We start from the raw sequence: 19,314 nt of genomic DNA, 5'->3' as shown, positions 1-19,314 counted from the left end.
GTCAGGGCCTGCCGAGGATGCGGCCGCGGTCCACCGTGATCGGCACCGCCGGGTTGGTGCTGCGCGTCTCCACCACCTCGGTGCCGGGCGCGGCGCGCACGACGATCTCGCCGCCGACCGCGGCCCGCCCGCCGCCCGCCGGGGCCGGCAGGGCGGCCTCGGGCGGGTAGTATCCGCCGGCGCGGCCGCGCTCGCGGAAGTTCTGGCGGCGCGCGGCCTGCGCCTCCGGCTGGAACGCCGGGCCGGCGCCGCTGCCCTGCAGGCTCCGCGCCGCCCGCTCGATCTGCTCGATGGCGGGGCGGATGCGCTCCCACACGGCGCTGAAGGCGGCAACGACGTCGTCCCACAGGCCGCGGAAGAACGCGCCCACGCGCTCCCAGGCGCGGAGGATGCCCTCGATCGCCGCCGTCATCGCCCCGCCGGTCCAGCCGTCCACCCAGGCGGTGAAGGCGGTGAAGGCGCTCCGCACCACGCCCCAGAGGGTGTTGAACCAGGTCGTCAGCACCCACCAGGTGCCGCGGAGGAGCCACACCGCGTCGGCGACCGCGCCGGCGATCCAGCCGCGCAGCCAGGCCACCCAGCCCTGGAAGGCGCCGACGACCCGCTCCCACAGGCCGCGGAAGAACGCGCCGACGCGCTCCCAGTGGCGCCAGAGCAGGGCGGCGGCGGCGGCGGCGGCGAGCAGCAGCCCGCCCGGCGAGACCAGCAGGCCGAGGCCGCTCGCGATCGCGCCGAGCACCGGCACCAGCAGGCCGAGCGCGCCGGCCGTCACGGCGAGGGCGCCGGCCCAGCCGAGCGCGCCGTCGACCAGCCCGGGATAGGTGTCGTCGAGCCAGCGCAGCAGGTCGCGCAGCCGGAACAGCAGCGCCACCAGCGGCCCGAGCTGCGCGGCGAGCCCGGCGCCGAGGCGGTTGCCGAGCTGGGTCAGCGCCTCCTCGAAGCGGACCATGTTGGCCGCGACGCCGGCCATCCGCAGGGCGAGGCTGTCCTCGATGATCTGCGGCGTGGCGCCGGCGACGCTCTCCCGGATCCGCAGGTAGTCCTGCACGAACTGGATCAGGGGGCGCAGGGCCTCGATCGCCTGCATGTCGCCGAACAGCTCGCTCATCCGGAAGGGGTCGTTGCCGGCGATCTTGCGGATTTCCTGGATCAGCGCCTCGAACGGGTTGATGCCGCGCCGCGCCGCGTCGGCGAGCAGCCCGGGCAGGTCGACGCCGAACTCGCGGAAGTGCCGCACCGTCTCCGGCGCGGTGAACTTCTGCAGCAGGTTGCGCAGGTTGTTGGCCGCCGTCGCCTCGTCGCCGGCGCCGCGGCGGGCGATCTGCAGCGCGGTGGCGAGGGTGCGGATCGCCGCCTCGCCGGTCAGCCCGAGGTTGCGCGCCGAGGCGCCGAGCACCGGGAAGTACTCGGCCATCGCGCGCATCTCGAAGGAGCCCTCGCGGCCGGCCTGGATCATCATCGCCATCGCCTCCCGGATGCGCTCGGGGGCGATCTCGAAGGTCTGCAGCGCGGTGACGCCGAGCCGGGCCAGGTGCTCGAGCGACACCCGCTCCGCCTGCGCCACCTCGGCCAGCGCGGGCAGGATGCGCTCGATCTGCTCGGTGGGCAGCGCGTTGGCGATCAGGATGCCGGCGGCGTTGGCGATGTCGAGCGCGCGCAGGGCATAGGTCTGCGCCAGGTCCTCGAAGCGGCGCTGCCAGCGCCCGATCGCCTGTTCCGCCGCGGCCCCGGTCAGGGCGGCGGTGTTGGCGACGTCGCGCAGCGCGGTGTCCAGGGCTGCCGCGCCCTGCGCCGGCCCGGCGAAGGAGAGCCCGCCCACGATCGCGCCGATCGCGCCGATGCGCCGCGCCACCGCGGAGAGGCGCTCGAAGCGGCGCTGGATCGCCGAGAGGCCGGCCGAGAGGCCGTCCACCAGCCGCAGCGTGAAGCGCGCGGTCAGTTCCCGTCCCGCCGCCATGGCCTCATGCCTCCTGCTGCCGGCGCCGCCGCTCCAGTTCCGCCGCGGCCGCGTGCCAGAACCTGGCGTCCTCGTCCGTCAGCCCCTCCAGCTCGGCGCGCGACCAGCCGTAGTAGGCGCCGAGGGCGGCGAGGATCAGCGGCCAGTCTTCCGGCCAGGCCCGAAAAAATGCTCGAGCACCCGCGCGGCGGCGTCGAGGTCGGCGGCGTCCATGCGGTCGAAGATGGCGCCGAACTTGCCCTCCGGGATGCGGGCGGAGCGGGCGATCGCCACCACCGCCCGGTTCGCCTCGCTGGCCGCCGTCACGGCGCGCAGATCGGCGCCGGTGAGCCGGTGCAGCACCAGGCGCTCGATGCGCTCCTCGCGCACCGCCTCGGTGCCGGCCGTGCGCCAGCGCAGCACCACCGGATGGCGCAGGGCCAGGGCGATGCTGCCGTCGGCGCGCCGCGCCGCCTGCCGCGGCAGGCCCTGGCCGTCCTCTCCGTCCTCGCCGAGCTCGACCACGTCGGGCGCCGCCGCCGGCGCGGTCTCCGCCGCCGGCGCGGCGAGCGGATGGCCGTCCTCGCCGAGCTCGATCACCGCCTCGGCGGCCGGCGGAATGTCAGCCATTGAGCAGCTCCTCCGGCGCGCCGGCCGCCCACTTCAGCTCGATCTTGCCGCCCTCGCCGGAGGTCATCTCCGGACGGTCGGTGAGGAAGGCGTCGGCGAAGACGTAGGTCTGGCCGGTGTCGCAGATCACCTGCAGCTCGCCCTCGTCCACCGCGTAGAGGTCGCTGAAGCGCTGGCCGCGCCGGAGATGCGTCGTGGCCGTGATCTCCGAGGGCTCGAACTCCTGCGCCCGCCCGACCTGGCGGCCGTAGGGGATGGCGTTGTTCTTGAGGCCGCCGAGCTTGAGCTTCGCCCCCTTCTCGACGGGGATGCGCCGCCCCTGCCAGACGATGTCCACGATGCCGAGGAGCTGCATGGGCCCCGGTCCTCCTCCGTCGCGCTCACGCCTCGAACTGCAGCATCGCCGCGAGCACCATCAGGTTGCCGATCACGCGCACCTTCTGGCGCGCCTCGAGCCGGTTGCGGTCCGAGGCGCTGCGCTGGAACACGCTCTCGGCGACGGTGCGCTCCGCGTCCTCGATCCAGCCCTGGCGCTCGTAGAGCTTGCAGCGCGCCGCCCAGGCGCCGTGCATCTGCCGCGGCGTCACCACCGCCTCGGCGTGCTCGGCCGCCGGGCTGCCGTCGTCGGCCAGCTTGTGGCGCGCGTAGGTGAGCGAGACGTAGCCCGACCAGTCGTAGCGGATGCGGCTGAGGGTCTTCGGCACCATCACGTCGAGCCAGGCGGTGTCCTCCACCGCGAGCGGCGAGGTCTGGTAGGTCGTGATGACGCGCGACAGCCGCACCGCGCCGTCGCGCGCCACGTCGAAGGTGCTGATCCCGTCGCGCAGCAGCAGGTCCTGCTCGGTCGGGGTGAAGCGGTCGGCCTGCGCCGGCGCCGCGATGCCGGGCAGCGCCAGGCTGCGCAGCTGCCGCGCCGGGTCGTTGGCCAGGTGGAAGGTGGCCACCCCGCAGAGCGCCGCCGCCCAGGCCCAGGGCGGGCTGGGCGAGGCCCTGGCGCCGATCAGCGTCAGGTGCGGGCTGTTGAGGGCGGCGCCGGCGGCGGCGAGCTGCCCGAAGCTGCCGGCGAGGCCCGCATAGGCGTGCGCGTCGAGCCTGCCCATCGCGGCGTAGCGGGCCGCGAGCTCGCTGGTCAGCGCGAGGAGGTTGGCGCTGTCGGTCCAGGCGACGGCGATGTCGGTGTACCACTCCGCGGCGATCGCGGCGAGCGCGGCGCCGACGTCCGGCGCCCCGGCGCCGCCCGAGAGCGGGGTGATGGCGACGGCGAGCCCGGGCGGCGTCGCCTCGCCCGGCAGCCGGTTGAGCCGCACGTCGATCTGGTTCCCCACCGCCCCGGCGTGCTTCGCGGTCAGCGTGACGGTGGCGAGGGTGCCGCTCGCGGTCACCGGCAGGTCGGGATCGGCGGCGATCGCCGCGCGGATCGCCGCGGCGATGTCGTTGAGCGCGGCGCCGGCGGCCACGGTCACCGGCACGCGCCGCCCGGCGATGTAGAGCGCGAGCACGCCGCTGGCGCCCGGCGTGCCGGACAGCGTGAGGCTGCCGCTCGCGGCGACGCCATCCCCCGGGTCGGCGAGGCCGATCATCGTCAGGTCGGAGGTGGTGTTGGCGGCGAGGAAGGCCTCGGCCATGGCCGCCGCCACCGAGCCCGCGCCGAACAGCCGCTTCGCCTGGTCGAGCCGGGTGATGCGGTAGGGCGTGGCCGGCGTGGCGGTGCCGGCGGCGAGCTGCTGGCCGATCAGCAGGGCGCGGGCCGGGAAGCCGAGCACGCCGAGGTTGGTGTAGCTCGGCCGCACCTCGACATAGGTGCCGGGCACGCGCCAGTCGTAGGGGATCTCCTCGAAGGAGAGGGCGATCGTCTCGGACATGCGGCTCTTGGCCCCTCGCTAGTCGCGGTCCGCGCGCCGGCGCGGCGTGCCGATGGGGGACGCGGCGGCCGCGGGGCGCTCCCCCTCGCCGGTGGCGGCCGCCGCGTCCGGCGCGCGCGCGGCCTCGGCCGGCGGCGCGATCTCGAGGTCGCCTGCCGCCAGCAGCCGGCGCACGAAGGCGTCGTCCGGCAGCTCGGCGCCCTCCGCGGGGATCGGCCGCCCGTCCAGGGGGCTGCGCACGCGGCGCCCCGCGGCGGGCCGGACGCGCACCCGCGGTTCGGGCGTGATGGTCGTCATGCGCTGGACCTCATGTCGTAGCTGTCGTCGGCGCGGGGCGGCGCCGCGGCGGCGTCGCCGTCGAAATGCCAGGCGGCGCCGAGGCGCAGGAAGTCGTCGAGCTCGGCCGGGTCGGCGAGCGCGCAGCCGAGGCTGAGGTTGAGGCCGGCGACCGCCGCCGCCTCGTCCTGCCAGTGGTCGGCCTGCAGATGGGCCACCTCCTCGACGAGGACCGTCCCGACGGCGGTGCGCGCCGGCTCGGGCCCGAGGATGGTGAAGCCGTGCAGGGCGAGCGCGGCGACCTGGACCATGCCGAGCAGGCCGGGACCGAGGCGGTCGCCCTCGAGCCGCGCCGCGGGCGCGCCGAGGTTGCGCGCGATGAGGAACACGGTCCACTGCGCGCTGCCCCGGAGCAGCCGGCCGTTCTGCGCATCCGGCCGGAGGCCGCGCCAGCCGAGGCCGACGAAGGGCGTGCGGCGGGTCAGCGCGTCCCAGCCGCGCGGCGAGAGGTTGGCCGGCACCACGGCGTGCGCGAACTGCGCCTCCGGGAAGAAGGCCCTGAGGCGGGCCTGGATCTGCCGCTGCGCGCGCAGCAGCGGCCCGTCGGTGGTGAGGTCCGCCATCACCAGCCCCGCAGGCTCTCGGCCGAGAAGGCGCGGGCGCGGTCGCTCGCCATGGCGCCGGCGCCCGCGGCGCCCGCCGCCGGCACCGCGCCGTCGAGCGCGGCGGCCCCGTCGGCGAGCGCCGCCAGCCACTCGATGACCTCCTTGCGCGCGAGCCGCATCTGCTCCGAGGGCTCGCGCTGCTCGCCGTGCGCCAGGTCGTAGCGGGCGAGCACGCAGCAGGCGCGCACGATCTCAACCGGCACCGGCGCCGCGAGCGGCACCGCCCAGCGGCGCCGCAGGTAGCTGTCGATCAGGCCGGTGGCCTCGGCGAGCGCGGTCTCCACCCGCTCGGTGACGACGCCGCCGTCGAGCGCGCCCTCGGCGGCGGTGAGGCGGGTCAGCTCCGCCTCGCCGAACCGCGCCAGCATGTCCGCGACGGTGGCGTAGGGCATGGCGTCAGCCCCGCTGCCGGGGGGCGGGCGCGGCGCGGGCCGGCCTGGCCGGCGCCTCCGCCGCCGCCTCGCCGGCGGCGAGCTCGCGCACCTCGAGCATCGGCTCGGCGCGCAGCTGCGCGAGCTGCGCCGCCGTGAAGAAGCCGGCCGGATACTCGGCCCGCTCCGGATGCGCGAGGCCGGCCCGACGGAAGCCGGGCCGGCGGCAGCGGATCACGATCAGGCCAGCCACGGCACCACCAGCAGCTCGGCCGTGCCCCGGTAGACGTTGGTCGCGCCGGCGGCGTCGCGCTCGGCGTTCAGGATCTCGAGCGCGCTGCCCTCGAGCGCGGGCGGCACCACGAGCAGGTTCGGCATGATGCCGAGCGGGCGGCCATGGTCGCCCTTCATCGCCATCAGCGCCTCGCGCGCCGCCTTGTAGGCCGCCTTGTCGAGCGTCTGGCGGGAGCCGTAGGCGAGCTGCCAGAAGCCGAAGCCGACGTTGCAGCGGCCGTCCACCCCGTAGCGGTACTCGGCGCGGTCGAACACCACCTCGTCGGTCGGGGCGTCCATGCGGCGGAACTCGAAGGCCCGGCGCTGCTGGAAGATGATCGGCTTCAGCGGGCGGCTGACGTCGAGCAGGAACCACGGCGTCCCGCTGCCGCCGCCGCTGTTGCTGACCGAGACGGTGTTGCCGTCCGCGTCCAGCACCGGGTGGTCGGTGTCGAAGAAGTACTGGCCGTCGTAGCAGGGCGTGGTGAAGCCGGCCTTCAGCAGCGGCCAGACCAGCTCGTCCGGGAAGGCGGCGGTGGCGCGCCCCATCTCCTGGAACAGCGGCGTGAGGATGCCGACGTTGTCGTCCTCGATGTCGTCGCGCTTGACCGCGATGGTCAGCTCCCAGGACTTGTTCTTGATGGCGTAGTCATGGGTGGCCAGGCCGTGCACGACCCGGTCCCCGATCCACTCGCGGATGCGCGGGAACTGGCCGAGCCAGCCGTACTCGTTCTGGCGCGTCGCGCTCGGCACCGTCGTCGCGACGCGGGCGTAGAGCGGCTGCACCCCGGCGAAGCCGTCCTGGAAGGCCGCCGAGAAGCCGGTGTAGAGCGTGCGCAGATTGGCGCTGTTGATCAGCATGGCGGGGCGGCCTCCTCAGATCTCGACCCAGACGCCGGCGGCGTCCACGCCCCGGCAGATGCCCGCGGCCGAACGGGTGCCGCCGCCGCTGGTCCGCGCGACCGTCTGGTCGTCCACGCAGTAGACCGCCGCGCCGTAGTCGGCGTCGGTGACGGCGTCGCCGCCGCCGGCGTTGGCGAAGCGGAACACGCCGCGGCGGACGGTGACCCGGCCCGGATCCTCGGCGGTGCCGGTCTCGGCGCGCCCGGCGGCGACCAGGCCGGTCGCCGTCCGGCCCGCCACCGCCTCGCCGGCCTCGAGCATGACCAGGGCGCCGCGCCAGATCGTCTCGCCGGCCTTCACCGGGAAGGTGTAGGTGTGGCCCGAGCGCTCGGGCGTGTTGCGGTCTCGGCTCAGCGCGGTCATTCAGGCGGCTCCCGCGATCTGGCCCAGGCGGGCCTTCTCCTTGGCGAAGGCCTCCGGATCGAGGCCCAGCAGGGCGACGACCTCGGCCTCGTCCGCGCCCAGCCCGGCCTGGCCGGCGCCCGGCGGCGGCGGCACGCGGCCGCCGAGGCCGCCGCCGTGCAGCGACGGCAGGGCCGCGAGCTCCTTCTCGACGCCCGCCGGATCCTGGACGTGGCGCGCGATGTAGTGCTCGCGCAGCACCGCCGGGATCGGCTTGCCGGCGCGGATCGCCGCGTCCACCGCGGCGATCGCGCGCTCGCGCGCCCGCTCCTGCTGCAGCGCCGCGATCTGGGCCTGCAGCGCCACCACCTCCCGCGCCAGCTGCCCGGCGTCGGCGGCGGCCGCGGCCTGCGTCTGCAGCGCGGTGACGATCTGCTCGGCGTCGGCCGCCTCGGGGTTCGGCACCTGCGCCGCCTCGGCGATCCGGCGGAGCTGCCGCGCCTGCGTCTCGACGGCGATCCGCGCCGCCTCGGCGGCGGCGAGAAGCGCCGCCTCGTCCGCATCCTCCGCCAGGCCGAGCGCCTTGCGGAGCTTCGTCAGGTCCATCGGAAGCCCCTGCTCCTGGGTGGTGTGGAGGGTGGCGAGCTGCGGCAGGTTCGGCGTGTTGGTCAGCGCCGCCCGCAGCAGCTGCCGGACCTCGCCCGTCGCCCGGTCCACGACGAGGGCGGGCGAGATGCCGCGGTAGGCGCGCTCGGCGAGCAGCGCCTGGCCGGCCGGCGTCCATTCGACCCGGCCCCAGATGCCGTCCGCGCGCGCCTCCAGCGCGACGATCCAGCCGCGCGCCGGGGCGGCGCCGCCGGTGCGCATGGCCAGGTCGGTGGCGTGGTTCTCGTCGATCGGCAGCCGCCCCGCGGCCATCGAGGCGCGGATCACCGCCGCCGGATCGCGCAGCGTGTAGGGCCCGCGGCCGTCGGCGCCGCGCACCGTGCCGGCGGGGATCAGGTGCACCCACTCCGGCACGCCGGCGGTGCCGGCCTCGGGCAGCGTGCCGTGGAGGGAGACGATCAGCATCGCGCGCACAATGGGCGCCCGGGCACCCCGCCGCGACGCCCGCCGATGCGGGCGCGAACCGCAGGCCCCCGCGGAGGGGTTCCGGGGGCTGTCCGCGCCCGACCGATTTTCCGGGCCGTAGAGGCCGCCTTCGCGCGGGGGGGTAGTGCCCTAGCCGGAAGAATTTAGAACCGCCTCTTAGTGGCCTCTTTGGGCCGGCGCGACCCATGTCCCGGGGCCGCCTGGGGGGCGCGCCCCGCCCAACCACTCCGGGTCCACACCGAGGGCGGCGGCGAGCGCCACGAGCTCGGCGGCCTCCGCCGCGCCATCGCCCCACTCCCAGGCGCGCAGCCGGCCGATGGGCACCCTGGCCGCTGCGGCGAGCGCGGCAAGGGTGAGCCCGGCGCCGACGCGCGCCGTGGTCAGCCGATAGGCGAAGCTCCCGCTCGCCCGGGGGTCCTGAGGCGGCCGGACGAAGGGGCTCGGGCCGATGCCTTCGCTCAGCCATTCGCGGGGCACGCCGAGCGCACTCGCGAGGAGCCCCATCAGCGTGCTCGGCGGCCGGCTCCTGCCGGCTTCCCAGCGCACGATCTGTGCCGCGCGGAGGCCGAAGCCGACGGCGCAGGCGAGGCCATGGACCGTGAGGCCGCGCGCGGCGCGCGCCTCGGCGATGCGCGCGCCGACCGCGCGGCGGTCCGCCGCCGCCATTCCGCCCGCCCCTCGTCGCACCGCCCGGCGCATGCCGACCCTCCCGTCCCGTCCCCGCGATGATGCCACGGCGCCGCCTTCCCGGGCGATGGCGGCCGCCGCTCAGGGCCCGCGCGCGAAGAACGTCTCGGCCACCTCCAGGATCGTCCCCTCGTCGGCCCGCGAGAGGCCGAGATAGGGGCGGGCCGGGATCGTCACCTCCTGCGCCGCGCCCCACGCCTTCCCGTCCGGCGTGCGGAAGACCAGCCGCGGCGCGCGCTTCGCCCGGATCGTGGCGCCGAACTGGTGCGCGGCGCCGTAGATCTTGCTGGTGCCGACCGCGACCTCGCGCCCCGCGACGTCGAAGGTGACGCTCCCCTGCAGGCCGCCGCGCATGCCGGCCTCGCGCAGGATCCCGGGCCCGCGCTTCAGCGCCGCGTAGGCGGGGTGGAGCGGCGTCCAGGGGTTGCCCTCCGGATCCTCGCCGGCGGCGATCCGGTCGCGCACGTTCTCGGCCAGGCCGACGCCGATCGCGCGCAGCAGCGGCCGCGGGTCGCGGTCGAGGCGGATCCACCGCGCGAGGGCGCGGCGCAGCGCGCGGTCCTGGATCTCGACGCGGATGGTGGCGCCGGCCATCAGCCTGGCCGCCCGGCCGCTGGAAACGGCCCGCCGCGCCTCCCATACTCCAGGGCGTAGCCGGGTCCGCGTAACGCTGTATCGGCCTGGTCGTCCGGCCCTGGCAGCCGTCGAGACCTTGAGGGGCGTGGCGTACCCCCCCGGCTACACCCGACCATCAATCACCTCGTATTCGCTCCGGCGGCGGAGCTGGCCGGGATCCACCAGTCCGCCGCTCTTCACCCCGTTGAAGAGGCGCGCGCGCCGCGCGCCGCCCGCCGTGCCCTCCCGCACCTTGGCGACGAAGTCGAGGTGCACGACCAGCTTGCCCACGCGCGCCAGCGCCGGATCGGAGGGGGTGAACACCAGCAGCAGGGCGCCGGTGCGCCGCTCGATCAGAACCGCCTCCGGGGCGGCGACCAGCTCGGGCAGGCGCCGCAGGTCGGCCAGCGGGATCGCCTTGCCCGCCCGCGCCTTGGCATCGCGGGCGAGGTGGCGCAGCTGCTCGGCGGTGATCGCCACCGCCGTCGTGGCGGGCGGCCGGCCGCGCGCAGCCAGCGCCGCCACCGCGGCCTGCGGCAGCTCGCCCAGCGGCTGGACACTGCCGTCCGGCCGGAAGCCCGCCGCCTCGCGCCGCGCCAGCCACGCCCGATAGGTCTCCCCCGGCGCCGAGGCCGGCGGCGGCAGCGGTTCCGGCGCCGGCGGCGGGTAGCCGCGCGGCGGGGCCTGCCAGCGCCCCCCGCCCGGGATCTCGGGCGGGCCGCGCCAGGCCTCGCCGGGGTTGTAGTCGAAGCCGGGATCGATCCCCTCCGGCACCTGCTCGACCCGGCCGGTGCTCGGGTTGGTCCAGGGCCGCGTGACGACGGGTGGCGCCGTGTCCGGCCCGCTGCGGCCCTGGCGCGCCAGCCCGCGGGCCGAGAGCGGGCGCACCCGGCAGCCGCAGCGCCAGCCGTTCGGGGGGTAGTGGGTCTTCCAGAACGGGTCGTCGGCGCGCAGCACCAGCCCGTCCCAGGCCTGGTGCTGGCGGCGCGGGTGCCGCGCGCGCGAGTGCACGTACTGCCAGTACGGGTAGGCCGCGAGCGTCTCCGGCTCGGTCATCTGCGCGTAGCGGCCGGCGCTGTAGGCGGTGGAGAGGTTGGTCTCGTAGATGATGCGCGCGCGCCAGCCCGGCGCGCCGGCGTGCACCCAGCCGTGGCGGGCGACGATCTCGTCGAAGCGCGTGCGGAACTCGGCCAGCGTGGTGCCCTGCTCGAGCGCGCGCGCGATCTCCGCGCGGAAGTCGGCGAGCAGCGCGTCGGAGGCGGCCCCGGCCACCATGAAGCTGCGGCTGTGCGCGGCGCGCCAGACATCGGTCCAGCGCCGGGTCGGCGTGTTGGTCTTCTGCAGGAAGAACGCGATCGCCTCGCGGAACGGCAGGCCGATGCCCGCCGCGGTGCCGGTGGCGGCGGTGCTGCCGGACATGCTGCGCCCGCGCTCAGCCGCGCCGCAGCTCGTCCAGCAGCGCCGCCTGGCCGACCAGGTGGGCGAGGGCGAGGCCGCGCCCCATCGCCTCGGCCAGCGCCCGCGGGTCGAGCTGCAGCAGGCTCAGCCGCCGCGCCAGGTCCTGCATGTCGGTGGCCTCCTCGAAGGCGCGGCGGATCGGCGCGGCGAGGCCGGCCAGCGCGCCCTGCGCGTCCTCGGCCAGCCGCTCGGTCAGCGCCTCCACCAGGTCGGGCTCTGGCTCGCGGAGATGGCGCGCGAGCAGGCCGCGCAGCGTGGTCTGCAGCGCCGGTGCGGGTGCCGGCGGCGGTCCGCCCCCCGGCGCCGGCGCCGCGCGGCCGCCGAGCACCTCGGCCTCCGGCGCCGGCTCGGAGAGGCCGAGCCGGTCGCGCACCTCCGCCGCCTCGACCGTGAGGCCGAGCGGGACCAGCTTGTGCAGCGCCTCCACCTGCTCGCGCAGCGGCACCTCGTCCGGGCGGCCGATGCGGATCTGCGGATAGGCGGCCTGCGGCCCGAAATTGAAGGCGATGATCGGATGCGCGACCTGGCGCGTCAGCGTCACCGCCACCATCGCCGCGTCGGCGCGCTCGATGTCCTCCTGGACCAGGCGATGCTCCTGCGCCACCGCGTGGCCGCCCGAGATCGCCTCGGTGGTGGTGGTCTGCCCCAGCACCGCCTTCGAGATCTCGCGGTTGAGCCAGTCCGCGCGCTTCAGGTAGAGCTCGGCGCCCTCCTTCAGCCCGGCGGCCTCGACGAACTCGATCTCCATCCCCTTCGGGATGATCGCGGCGCAGTCGCCGGCGATGTTGGCGACCGCGCGCCACAGCACGCGGCGGTCCTCCTCGCTCGCCTCCGGCCCGTAGCGGCCGAGGCGCAGCGGGGCGCCGTAGTTCTGGCAGAAGATCGCCCAGTCGCGCAGCGTGAAGCTCTTGTACATCCACGCCCAGGAGACCAGCCGCGCCAGGCCGGAGCGCATCGGCAGGCCGCTCTTGGCCGGGTGCTTGTGCACCACGAACTTGTGCGGGGCGAGCGGGGCGAGGCCGACGCCCTCGCGCAGCATGATCGTCTCGCCGTCCTCGAGGGGCACGCCGAACCACCGCTGCGGGCGGTAGATCAGCCGGGCCGGCACGATCATCCCGGGCTCGGTGCGCCACTCGATCTCGAGCACCGAGAAGCCCTTGCCGATGGCGTCCAGCAGGTCGAACAGCGCCGCGCCGAGCACCCCGGTCTTCAGCCACTCGCGCAGGAAGTCGGCGTGCCGGACGTGCTCGGGATCCTCGCTCGCCGCCTCCACCGTGACCGGGAGCTGGCAGAGGGCGCGCTTGCGGGTGCCGAGCACCGCGGCGTAGTGCAGGTCGCGCTCCTCGATGTCCTCGGCCAGCTCGAGGTAGGCGAGCGCGTCGCCCTGCGCCGCGGCGCGGTGGATCGCGGCGAGCCGCGCCGGCGTCAGCCCCTCGGCCGGATGGCCGGCGAACACCGGGCGCACGCCGGCCAGCGTCGGCCCCGCCACCGGCTCGCCGAGGCGCCGCAGCGCGGCGGGCGGGACCGGCCGGCCGGACGGGTCGAGGATCGTCGCCGCCATCTATCCCTCCGCCGCGGCCGCCGGCCCCCGGCCGGATCGCGCCGCCGCCCGCAGCGCGAGGCGCATGCGCCGCGCGGCCAGCTCGGCCAGGCGATGGCGGCCGCCGCGCCGCCCCGGTCCGCGGTAGAGGGCGCGCAGGAGCTGGCGCGCGCCCCGTTCGAAGCGGTCGGTCATGCGAACACCCTCCCCCTCAGCCCGCCGCGGCCGGCGCCGAAGCCGCCCTCGCGCAGCGCGTCCTCGCGCTCCTCGTCGCGCGCCGTCGGCGGCGCCCCCGCGCCCCGGGCCCCGAGGCCGAGGCCGCGCGCCGGCGCCGCCTGGTAGCCGTACTCCTCCGGCTCGGCCCGCGAGGCGGCGTAGGCGAGCGCCGCGGCGATCGCCGCGTCGCCGTGGCGCTGCCCCGCGGCCGCCTGCGTCCGCTGCTCGGGCAGGCGGGCGACGCCGCGCACCAGCCTCAGCGCGCGCAGGTCGGAGAGGATCTCGCGATCCCGCGGCACCTCGATCGTCGCATCCTCGAACGCCGCCTTCAGGGCCGGCATGTGCTCCCGGTACCAGGCCTCGGTCAGCATCACCTGCTCGATGCGCGCCGCGCCGTAGCGCTGCATGGCGCGCTCGGCCAGGAACTGGCCGTTGCCGCGGGCGTCGAGCTTGCCGGCGCGCAGCCGCGGCAGCCGGTCCGCCAGGTAGAACAGCACCTGCTCCTGCTGGCTGAAGGGCACGTTGCGCAGCTCCGCCACGAAGGGGGTGCGGCGCACCAGGTCGCGGCCGATCGCGAGGGGCCAGATCACGGTCAGGTCGCCGCTGCGCCCGAAGTCCTCCCCGAAGCAGTGCGGCGTCGCCGGGTCGAGCCGCTGCAGCTGCGGCAGCAGCTCCCGCTCGCACCACGCGCGGGCCTCGGCCTCGCGCAGGTGGTCGGGCCAGTGGACGAAGTCCGGCCGGCACTCCCAGCGCAGCACCGGGATCTCGGCCACCATGCGCGCCTCGATCAGCGGCGCGGGCAGGAAGCTCCCGCTGCTGGCGGAGGGGATGCAGAACAGCTCCTCGTCGGCGTTGCCGGCGTAGCGGGAAAGGATCGCCGCCCGCCACTCCGCCTCGGCCTCCGGCGACCAGGGCTGGCCGGTGGTGAAGCAGATGCGCCGGTACAGCCCCTCGGCCAGCGCCTCGTCGAAGGTCAGCCGCTCGAGGTGGTAGGGCAGGCGCCCGGCGCGGATGTCCTGCACCAGCGCGTTGAAGGGGCTGCTGTCGCCGTTGTGGGTCGAGACGACGACCACCTTGCCGCCCCAGATCAGCAGCGCCAGCGCCGCCTTCAGCACCTCGGCCAGGTCGTCCATGAACGCCGCCTCGTCGAGGATGACCAGGCCCTGCTTGCCGCGCAGCGCGCGCGCCACGCTCGGCAGCGCCACCACCTCGAAGCCGGAGGCGAAGCGGATGCGGAAGGCGCCGATCGCCGCCTCGGGCCGGTCCGGATCCGCGAAGACGAACTCCTCCACCGCGCCGGCCGCGAGCTGGAACGCCTTCGCCCAATCGGCCACGTAGCCGATGAACTCCCGCGTCATCTCCTTCTCGTAGCCCATGTAGAGCACGTCGGAGCCGCCGGCGGCCCGGGCGAGCGCGGCGCGCGCCGCGGCGATCGCGCCGAGGGCCCAGGTGTAGCCGGTGCGGCGGCTCTTCTCGACCACCACGACCGGATGCGCGTCCACCGCCGCCCACAGGCGCTGCTGGTAGGGCAGGAAGACGTCGGGAAGAGGCGTCGGCGTCATGCCGGCCGCGCCGCCGCCGTCGGCGCCGCCCTCACCCCGAAGATCCCGGCCTTGATCGCCGCCGCCATCTCCGCCGAGAGGCCGCGCTCCCGCGCCACCGCGTCCACCGCCGCCGCCGCCTCGCGCTTCGCCCGCGCCGCCGCCCGCGCCTCCACCTTCTCGATGAACTCCTGGTCGTGGCGGCTCGCCTTCGTCAGGTGCTCAAGCGCCTTGGCGAGCAGCATCGCGCCCATCGGGTTGCCGGCCAGCGCGGCGCGGCCCTCCCCGTCCACGCCCTCCTCCTCGCCCTCGCCCGCCTTCATGAACAGGTCGAGGATCGCGGTGTGCAGCAGCTCGATGTTCAGCCGCGCCGTCCGGCTCTCCGGCGCCTCGCCGAGCTGGCGCACCAGCGCCTCCGCCACCGCGCGCGAGCGGCGCAGCTTCTCGCCGAGCTCGGCCAGCCCCTTGACGTGCCGGCCGAGCGCCGAGCGGCTGACCGCGACGTCCATCGCCCTGAGGTGGGCGAGGATCTCGTCGATCGTCCGCCCCGCCTCGCGCAGGCGCCCGATCTCCGCCCGGATCTCCGGCGGCAGGCGGCTGATGCTGGACGGGCGCGGCATGGGCGGGGCGTCCTGGCCCGCTCAGCCCGGCGCCGGCCGGGCCACGCCCGGGTGCGGCCGCCCGCGCGCCACGTCGGCGCCGTCCTCGGTCAGCGTCGCGACCCACAGCTCGCCGCCCCCGCCGCCGATCCGCTCGAGGCGCAGCAGGCGCTGGTCGGCGAGCCACTGCAGGTCGCCGCGCACCATGGAACGCGAGACGCCATGGCCGAAGTGCGCGAGCACGCGCTTCAGCGTGCCGTCGTTGAGGCTGAAGTCGTGGTCCTCGGCGAGGGCCCGCAGGATCACCAGGCGGCGGTCCTCGGCCAGCAGGTCCGCGAAGCTCATCCGCCCGCCTTCTCCCCCTGCAGCTGGTGGCGCACCAGCAGGTCCACCATCCGCTCGACCCGCTTCACCACCTCGCCGGTGCCCCGCACCGCCTCGCCGACGACCGCGACGCCGCGCTCCACCTCGCCGACGCGGGCGGACAGGCGGGCGATGTCGTCGTGGCTCGGCATCCCCGTCAGGCGCGCCTCCACCTGCGCGAGCCGCGCCCGCGCCTTCTCGACCTCCTCCCGCACCGCCGCGATGTCGGCGGCCGGCGCGAAGTCCCCGGCGAGCCTGAGCTTCAGCCAGGCGAACAGCAGGCCGCCGACCGCGATCAGCGGGCCGATCAGGCTCGCGATGTCCTTCCACTCCTGGCTGATCACCGGCCCATTTCCCTCTCGATCGCCTCCTGGCAGCCGACGCAGGCGCACGCCTCCGGCACGGCGCGGCGCCGCGCCTCCGGGATCGCGGCGCCGCAGGCAAGGCAGGTCTCCCGCTCGGGCGCGGCGTCGCGCGGGCGCAGGCCCGCGTTCAGCCGGCGCAGCGCGACCTGCAGGTACAGCTCCGCGACGCGCTGCGCCTGGTCTGCCGCGTCCGTCATGGCGGCGCCGCGCCCCGCTGCGCCTCGACCCACGCGCGCGCGCGGCCGAGGCGCGCGCGGCAGTCCTCGCCGGCCTCGTCGAGGTCGAGGATCCAGGCGGCGAGGTCGGCGTCGCTGCGCATCTCAGCGGGCGGCAGCGGCCGCGGCCTGCAGCGCAGGAGTTCCGCCGGCGGCGCCAGGACCACCGTCCGCGTCTCCGGCGGGCCAAGCCCGCAGGCCGTCAACAACAGCGCGCACGGCAGGAGCGGCAAGGCACGCGGCGGTCGTCGGGGCGGCATGGACGGCCCTCCGGATCGGGACGGCGCGGGCGGCGCGCTCGGCGATGTCCTGGGCGACGCCGGCGAGCGCGGCGACGGTCGCCTCGCGCTCCCGCCGCAGCGCCGCCAGGGCCTCGGCATTGGCGCGGGCGACGCGCTCGGCCGCCTCGGCGCGGGCCGTGGCGGAGAGGCGCCCGGCACGCTCGGCCTGGGCCCAGGCGCACAGGCCAAGGACGAGGACGGCGGCGCCGAGCAGCGCGTGGAGGCGCGGCACTCAGCCCTCCCCGGCGGCCGCCAGCAGGCGCCGCCAGTGGGCGATGCGCGCGACGTAGGTGGCGGTCTCCCGCGCGTTGCGCTCGCCGGTGACACGCGGCAGGCATGGCGCGATGGCGGGCCAGTCGCGGCCCCCGGCGCACAGCGACTGCGCCCGCAGGATCGAGCCGAGCCCGGCATTGTAGCTCGCCTGCGCCAGGGTGTGCCGCTCCCCCTGCGGGCGCGGCGCCGACCAGGCGCGGCGCAGCTTCGCCATGTAGTAGGCGCCGGCCTCGATCGCGATGTCCTGGTGCGGCGAGGCGCCGGGCGGCAGGCGCAGCTCGCGCGCCACCTCGCGCCAGGTCCCCGGCATGAACTGCGCCAGTCCCGCCGCTCCGGCGGGGCTCACCGCCCGCGGGTCGAGCCGGCTCTCCTGGTAGAGCTGCGCCTTCCAGGCGAGCCAGTCCGGGTAGTCCGGCCAGTAGCGCTCGACCGCGCGGCGGATCGTCGGGTCGTAGCGGTCGGCGAACGGCGGCCCGGCCTGCGCCGCCGCGCAGCCCACCAGCAGGCCGATCAGCAGGCACACCGCGAGGAAGCGGCCGGCGTAGTAGAGCGCCGCCGCCACCGGATGGGTGCCGATCACCGCGCGCAGCATCGCCCCGAAGCGCACGCCGAGCGTCCAGTCCAGCCAGCGCAGGAACAGCACCGCGAGGATCAGGCCGACCCCGGCGTAGAACAGCCGGATCGCCATCGCCTGGAAGAGGAAGTCGTCCATCGCCCGCTCCGCCGCGCCGCCGCCGGCGCGCGCCAGGCGCCAGCATGCGGGGCGGGGCGGGGCGCGGCGACGCCCGCGGGCGCGGGCGCGCGCCGCTCAGGTCTCGGAGAACAGGTCGGTCTGGCGCGCCTCGCCGGTCATGCGCGCGGCGTGGAGGATGCGCCAGACGCCGCTCTCGTCCATGCCGAGCCGCCGCGCGATCGCCTTGTAGCTCTCGCCGCGGGCGCGGTAGACGCGCACCCGCCAGTGCCGGCACAGCGGCACCTTGAGCCAGGTGCTGCCCCACTCGGCGGCCAGCGCCCGCGCCGCCTCGAGGCCGATCGTCCGCGCCAGCGGGTGGCCCTGGTTGGGCCGCGCCGGCACGAAGATCCGCGTCCCGCCATGCGCCTCGATCAGGCGCAGCGTCGCCTCGCCGCCGATCAGCGCGGCGAGGCGCGACAGCTCGGCCGGGGGCGGGATCTCGACCATGCCGGACGCCGCGGTCAGCCCGCCTGCGGCGCGGCGAGCAGCGCCAGCGCCGTGCGCAGCGGCACCGAGAAGCTGTGCTCGACGACCAGGCACTGGGCCTCGCCGCCGACGCCGCGCCGCCGGTGGGCCCGCACCGCGGGCTGTAGCGTGAAGCCGGCGCCGCGGAGCGCATGGTGCATTTCGGCGAGGAAGGAGGGCACAAGCTGCGGGATCAGCGCCGCCTCCACCGCCTGCAGGCGCCGGCCGCGCCGGCGGCGGCCGGCGTGGCGGCGCAGCAGCGCCGCAACCTCGGCCGGGCGCGACGCGGCGCTCACGGCGCGGCGCTCCCCGCCGGCGACGGCGCGCCCGCCGCGCGCCGCTCCGCCGCGCGCAGGCCGGCGAGCGCCACCAGAACCTCGGCGGCGAAGCCGGTCTGGGCCAGGCGCGCCCGGGCGCGGTCGCCCGCCGGCGGCCCGGCGGCGCGCGCCCGCGTCGAAGACCTCTCCGACGACGCGGATGATCCGCTCTCTCAGCGCGGCCTCCGTCACGACACCACCTCGATCGAGACCGTCATGCGCAGGCGCCGCGCGCCGTCGGCCTGCGAGGCAGGCCACCCGGCGAGGTCGGCCGAGAAGCAGGCGAAGCGCATCCCGCCGCTGGCCTCCGGGTCGGCGAGCAGGGCGGCGCTCCGCGCGGCGCGCCGGAACAGCAGGCCCAGCCGCTGCGCGACCGCCGGCTCGGGGGCGCTGGCGGCCGGCGCGGGCGCGGCAGGCCCGGGCAATCTCGGCATCGGGTCCTCCTCCGGCGTGGTGGTGGGGATCGGCGTCGTCACAGCGCCACCCGGCTGTTGCGCGCGCCGCAGGGGTCGCACAGGAAGCGGTGGCGGTGCTCCGGCCGGAAGGGGCGGCGGCAGTTCAGGCAGCGGCGCGGCGCGAGGGCGGGCGCCGGCGGCGCCGCCTCGGCCGTCGCCCAGGAGCCGTCGGCCGCGGCGACGACGCGGAAGGGCCTGGTCCGCAGCCGCCGGATCGTGATCAGCCCCGCCGCCTCCGCCGCCCGCAGCCGCCACTGCACCTGCTGCGGCATGCCGAGGCCGAGCGCCGCGGCGAGCTCCCGGTTGGAGGGGCACGGCTCGCCGCGGCGGGCGGCCGCCGCGAGCTGGCGGAGCAGGGGGCCGGCGAAGCTGTCAGCCATGGCACGCCGCCGCCGGCGGCCGCTGCAGCCGCGCGCGCCAGGCCTTGAGCCCCTCCAGCACGCGGTTCGCCATCGCCGCGTCGAGGAATTCCGGCGCGTCCACGCCCTCCGGGTGCAGCGGCGTCCGGGTCTGGCGCCGCACGAAGGCGCGCAGCGCCCGATCGGCGTCTTCCGCCGCGAGGTGCGGGCGGATCTCGGCCCACACCGCGTAGATCATGCGCAGCTGCGGCCTGGCCGCGCGCGGCCGGCGCGGCCTCGCCTTCCAGCCGAGCCGGCGGAACTCGGCGAGCACGGCGTCGAGCCCGCTGGCGGAGAGCGCGGCGGCGCTCTCGGCGCCGGTGACGCGGCGCAGCACGTCGCGATAGGCCTCGTCCGAGAGGCCCATCTGCGTCTTCGCGACGTGCACCTTGGCGAGCATGGCGCGGCGCTCGCCAGGGACGGGCGCGGCGGCCATCGCCCGG

General features: G+C 76.7%; 29 protein-coding genes. All 29 read right to left on the bottom strand.

Features of this window, described 5'->3' with window-relative positions:
- Position 1: 1 nt before the first annotated feature.
- The 29 genes from IEX99_RS09310 to IEX99_RS09175 all read right to left on the bottom strand — a co-directional run bounded on the left by IEX99_RS09310 (position 2) and on the right by IEX99_RS09175 (position 19,307).
- Complete coding sequence (locus IEX99_RS09310) at positions 2 to 1,957, bottom strand: phage tail tape measure protein (RefSeq protein WP_188899736.1); 1,956 nt, start codon at positions 1,955 to 1,957, stop codon at positions 2 to 4.
- Between the two features lie 135 nt (positions 1,958 to 2,092).
- On the bottom strand, positions 2,093 to 2,566 hold the full coding sequence (locus IEX99_RS09305; protein ID WP_188899735.1) for a phage tail assembly protein: 474 nt from the start codon (positions 2,564 to 2,566) through the stop codon (positions 2,093 to 2,095).
- On the bottom strand, positions 2,559 to 2,921 hold the full coding sequence (locus IEX99_RS09300) for a phage tail tube protein (RefSeq protein WP_188899734.1): 363 nt from the start codon (positions 2,919 to 2,921) through the stop codon (positions 2,559 to 2,561). Before IEX99_RS09300 ends, IEX99_RS09305 begins: the two co-directional genes overlap by 8 nt.
- Positions 2,922 to 2,946: 25 nt before the next feature.
- Positions 2,947 to 4,428, bottom strand: a complete 1,482-nt coding sequence (locus IEX99_RS09295; protein ID WP_188899733.1) for a phage tail sheath subtilisin-like domain-containing protein — start codon at positions 4,426 to 4,428, stop codon at positions 2,947 to 2,949.
- A gap of 18 nt (positions 4,429 to 4,446) precedes the next feature.
- Complete coding sequence (locus tag IEX99_RS09290) at positions 4,447 to 4,725, bottom strand: DUF2635 domain-containing protein (RefSeq protein WP_188899732.1); 279 nt, start codon at positions 4,723 to 4,725, stop codon at positions 4,447 to 4,449.
- Entirely contained in the window at positions 4,722 to 5,327 is a 606-nt protein-coding gene (locus IEX99_RS09285) for a hypothetical protein (RefSeq protein WP_188899731.1), read from the bottom strand. The genes IEX99_RS09290 and IEX99_RS09285 overlap by 4 nt, the downstream gene beginning before the upstream one ends.
- Positions 5,327 to 5,761 (bottom strand): DUF1320 domain-containing protein, encoded by a 435-nt coding sequence (locus tag IEX99_RS09280; protein WP_188899730.1) that lies wholly within the window; start codon positions 5,759 to 5,761, stop codon positions 5,327 to 5,329. The genes IEX99_RS09285 and IEX99_RS09280 overlap by 1 nt, the downstream gene beginning before the upstream one ends.
- A 4-nt stretch (positions 5,762 to 5,765) precedes the next feature.
- Positions 5,766 to 5,993, bottom strand: a complete 228-nt coding sequence (locus IEX99_RS09275; RefSeq protein ID WP_188899729.1) for an HI1506-related protein — start codon at positions 5,991 to 5,993, stop codon at positions 5,766 to 5,768.
- Positions 5,981 to 6,874 carry a Mu-like prophage major head subunit gpT family protein gene (locus IEX99_RS09270; RefSeq protein WP_188899728.1) on the bottom strand — a complete coding sequence of 298 codons (894 nt, stop codon included), beginning with the start codon at positions 6,872 to 6,874 and terminating at the stop codon, positions 5,981 to 5,983. Before IEX99_RS09270 ends, IEX99_RS09275 begins: the two co-directional genes overlap by 13 nt.
- A gap of 15 nt (positions 6,875 to 6,889) precedes the next feature.
- Positions 6,890 to 7,279 carry a hypothetical protein gene (locus IEX99_RS09265; RefSeq protein WP_188899727.1) on the bottom strand — a complete coding sequence of 130 codons (390 nt, stop codon included), beginning with the start codon at positions 7,277 to 7,279 and terminating at the stop codon, positions 6,890 to 6,892.
- Entirely contained in the window at positions 7,280 to 8,329 is a 1,050-nt protein-coding gene (locus IEX99_RS09260) for a phage protease (RefSeq protein ID WP_188899726.1), read from the bottom strand.
- Positions 8,330 to 8,506: 177 nt separating this feature from the next.
- Complete coding sequence (locus tag IEX99_RS09255) at positions 8,507 to 9,016, bottom strand: helix-turn-helix domain-containing protein (RefSeq protein ID WP_188899725.1); 510 nt, start codon at positions 9,014 to 9,016, stop codon at positions 8,507 to 8,509.
- A gap of 102 nt (positions 9,017 to 9,118) precedes the next feature.
- Positions 9,119 to 9,631 (bottom strand): phage virion morphogenesis protein, encoded by a 513-nt coding sequence (locus tag IEX99_RS09250; protein WP_188899724.1) that lies wholly within the window; start codon positions 9,629 to 9,631, stop codon positions 9,119 to 9,121.
- A 144-nt stretch (positions 9,632 to 9,775) separates the two neighbouring features.
- Positions 9,776 to 11,071 (bottom strand): phage head morphogenesis protein, encoded by a 1,296-nt coding sequence (locus IEX99_RS22440; RefSeq protein WP_229677897.1) that lies wholly within the window; start codon positions 11,069 to 11,071, stop codon positions 9,776 to 9,778.
- Positions 11,072 to 11,084: 13 nt separating this feature from the next.
- Positions 11,085 to 12,671 carry a DUF935 domain-containing protein gene (locus IEX99_RS09240; RefSeq protein ID WP_188899723.1) on the bottom strand — a complete coding sequence of 529 codons (1,587 nt, stop codon included), beginning with the start codon at positions 12,669 to 12,671 and terminating at the stop codon, positions 11,085 to 11,087.
- Positions 12,672 to 12,845, bottom strand: coding sequence for a hypothetical protein (locus IEX99_RS09235; RefSeq protein ID WP_188899722.1), 174 nt, complete (start codon positions 12,843 to 12,845; stop codon positions 12,672 to 12,674).
- Positions 12,842 to 14,428 carry a hypothetical protein gene (locus tag IEX99_RS09230; protein WP_188899721.1) on the bottom strand — a complete coding sequence of 529 codons (1,587 nt, stop codon included), beginning with the start codon at positions 14,426 to 14,428 and terminating at the stop codon, positions 12,842 to 12,844. The genes IEX99_RS09235 and IEX99_RS09230 overlap by 4 nt, the downstream gene beginning before the upstream one ends.
- Complete coding sequence (locus IEX99_RS09225) at positions 14,425 to 15,027, bottom strand: phage protein Gp27 family protein (protein ID WP_188899720.1); 603 nt, start codon at positions 15,025 to 15,027, stop codon at positions 14,425 to 14,427. The genes IEX99_RS09230 and IEX99_RS09225 overlap by 4 nt, the downstream gene beginning before the upstream one ends.
- A gap of 21 nt (positions 15,028 to 15,048) precedes the next feature.
- A complete protein-coding gene (locus IEX99_RS09220) occupies positions 15,049 to 15,351 on the bottom strand; it encodes a VpaChn25_0724 family phage protein (protein ID WP_188899719.1) in 303 nt (100 codons plus the stop codon).
- The gene (locus tag IEX99_RS09215; protein ID WP_188899718.1) at positions 15,348 to 15,713 is read right to left on the bottom strand and encodes a DUF2730 family protein; all 366 of its coding nucleotides are present in this window, start codon (positions 15,711 to 15,713) and stop codon (positions 15,348 to 15,350) included. The genes IEX99_RS09220 and IEX99_RS09215 overlap by 4 nt, the downstream gene beginning before the upstream one ends.
- Positions 15,710 to 15,931 carry a TraR/DksA C4-type zinc finger protein gene (locus IEX99_RS09210; RefSeq protein ID WP_188899717.1) on the bottom strand — a complete coding sequence of 74 codons (222 nt, stop codon included), beginning with the start codon at positions 15,929 to 15,931 and terminating at the stop codon, positions 15,710 to 15,712. The genes IEX99_RS09215 and IEX99_RS09210 overlap by 4 nt, the downstream gene beginning before the upstream one ends.
- A complete protein-coding gene (locus tag IEX99_RS22670; RefSeq protein ID WP_456304524.1) occupies positions 15,928 to 16,116 on the bottom strand; it encodes a hypothetical protein in 189 nt (62 codons plus the stop codon). Before IEX99_RS22670 ends, IEX99_RS09210 begins: the two co-directional genes overlap by 4 nt.
- Entirely contained in the window at positions 16,055 to 16,462 is a 408-nt protein-coding gene (locus IEX99_RS09205) for a hypothetical protein (RefSeq protein WP_188899716.1), read from the bottom strand. Before IEX99_RS09205 ends, IEX99_RS22670 begins: the two co-directional genes overlap by 62 nt.
- Positions 16,463 to 17,215: a transglycosylase SLT domain-containing protein gene (locus tag IEX99_RS09200; protein ID WP_188899715.1), complete on the bottom strand. Its 753-nt coding sequence runs from the start codon at positions 17,213 to 17,215 to the stop codon at positions 16,463 to 16,465.
- Positions 17,216 to 17,311: 96 nt separating this feature from the next.
- Complete coding sequence (locus IEX99_RS09195) at positions 17,312 to 17,683, bottom strand: hypothetical protein (RefSeq protein ID WP_188899714.1); 372 nt, start codon at positions 17,681 to 17,683, stop codon at positions 17,312 to 17,314.
- Between the two features lie 14 nt (positions 17,684 to 17,697).
- Positions 17,698 to 17,997, bottom strand: a complete 300-nt coding sequence (locus IEX99_RS09190; protein ID WP_188899713.1) for a hypothetical protein — start codon at positions 17,995 to 17,997, stop codon at positions 17,698 to 17,700.
- A 209-nt stretch (positions 17,998 to 18,206) separates the two neighbouring features.
- Entirely contained in the window at positions 18,207 to 18,494 is a 288-nt protein-coding gene (locus IEX99_RS09185) for a hypothetical protein (RefSeq protein WP_188899712.1), read from the bottom strand.
- Positions 18,491 to 18,853 carry a LexA family transcriptional regulator gene (locus IEX99_RS09180; RefSeq protein ID WP_188899711.1) on the bottom strand — a complete coding sequence of 121 codons (363 nt, stop codon included), beginning with the start codon at positions 18,851 to 18,853 and terminating at the stop codon, positions 18,491 to 18,493. The genes IEX99_RS09185 and IEX99_RS09180 overlap by 4 nt, the downstream gene beginning before the upstream one ends.
- The gene (locus tag IEX99_RS09175) at positions 18,846 to 19,307 is read right to left on the bottom strand and encodes a regulatory protein GemA (RefSeq protein ID WP_188899710.1); all 462 of its coding nucleotides are present in this window, start codon (positions 19,305 to 19,307) and stop codon (positions 18,846 to 18,848) included. The genes IEX99_RS09180 and IEX99_RS09175 overlap by 8 nt, the downstream gene beginning before the upstream one ends.
- Positions 19,308 to 19,314: the final 7 nt, after the last annotated feature.

This window comes from Caldovatus sediminis (assembly GCF_014644455.1).
GTDB lineage: Bacteria > Pseudomonadota > Alphaproteobacteria > Acetobacterales > Acetobacteraceae > Caldovatus > Caldovatus sediminis.
Note: the sequence above shows the minus strand (reverse complement) of the source record. Positions and strands in the feature narration are given on the sequence as shown.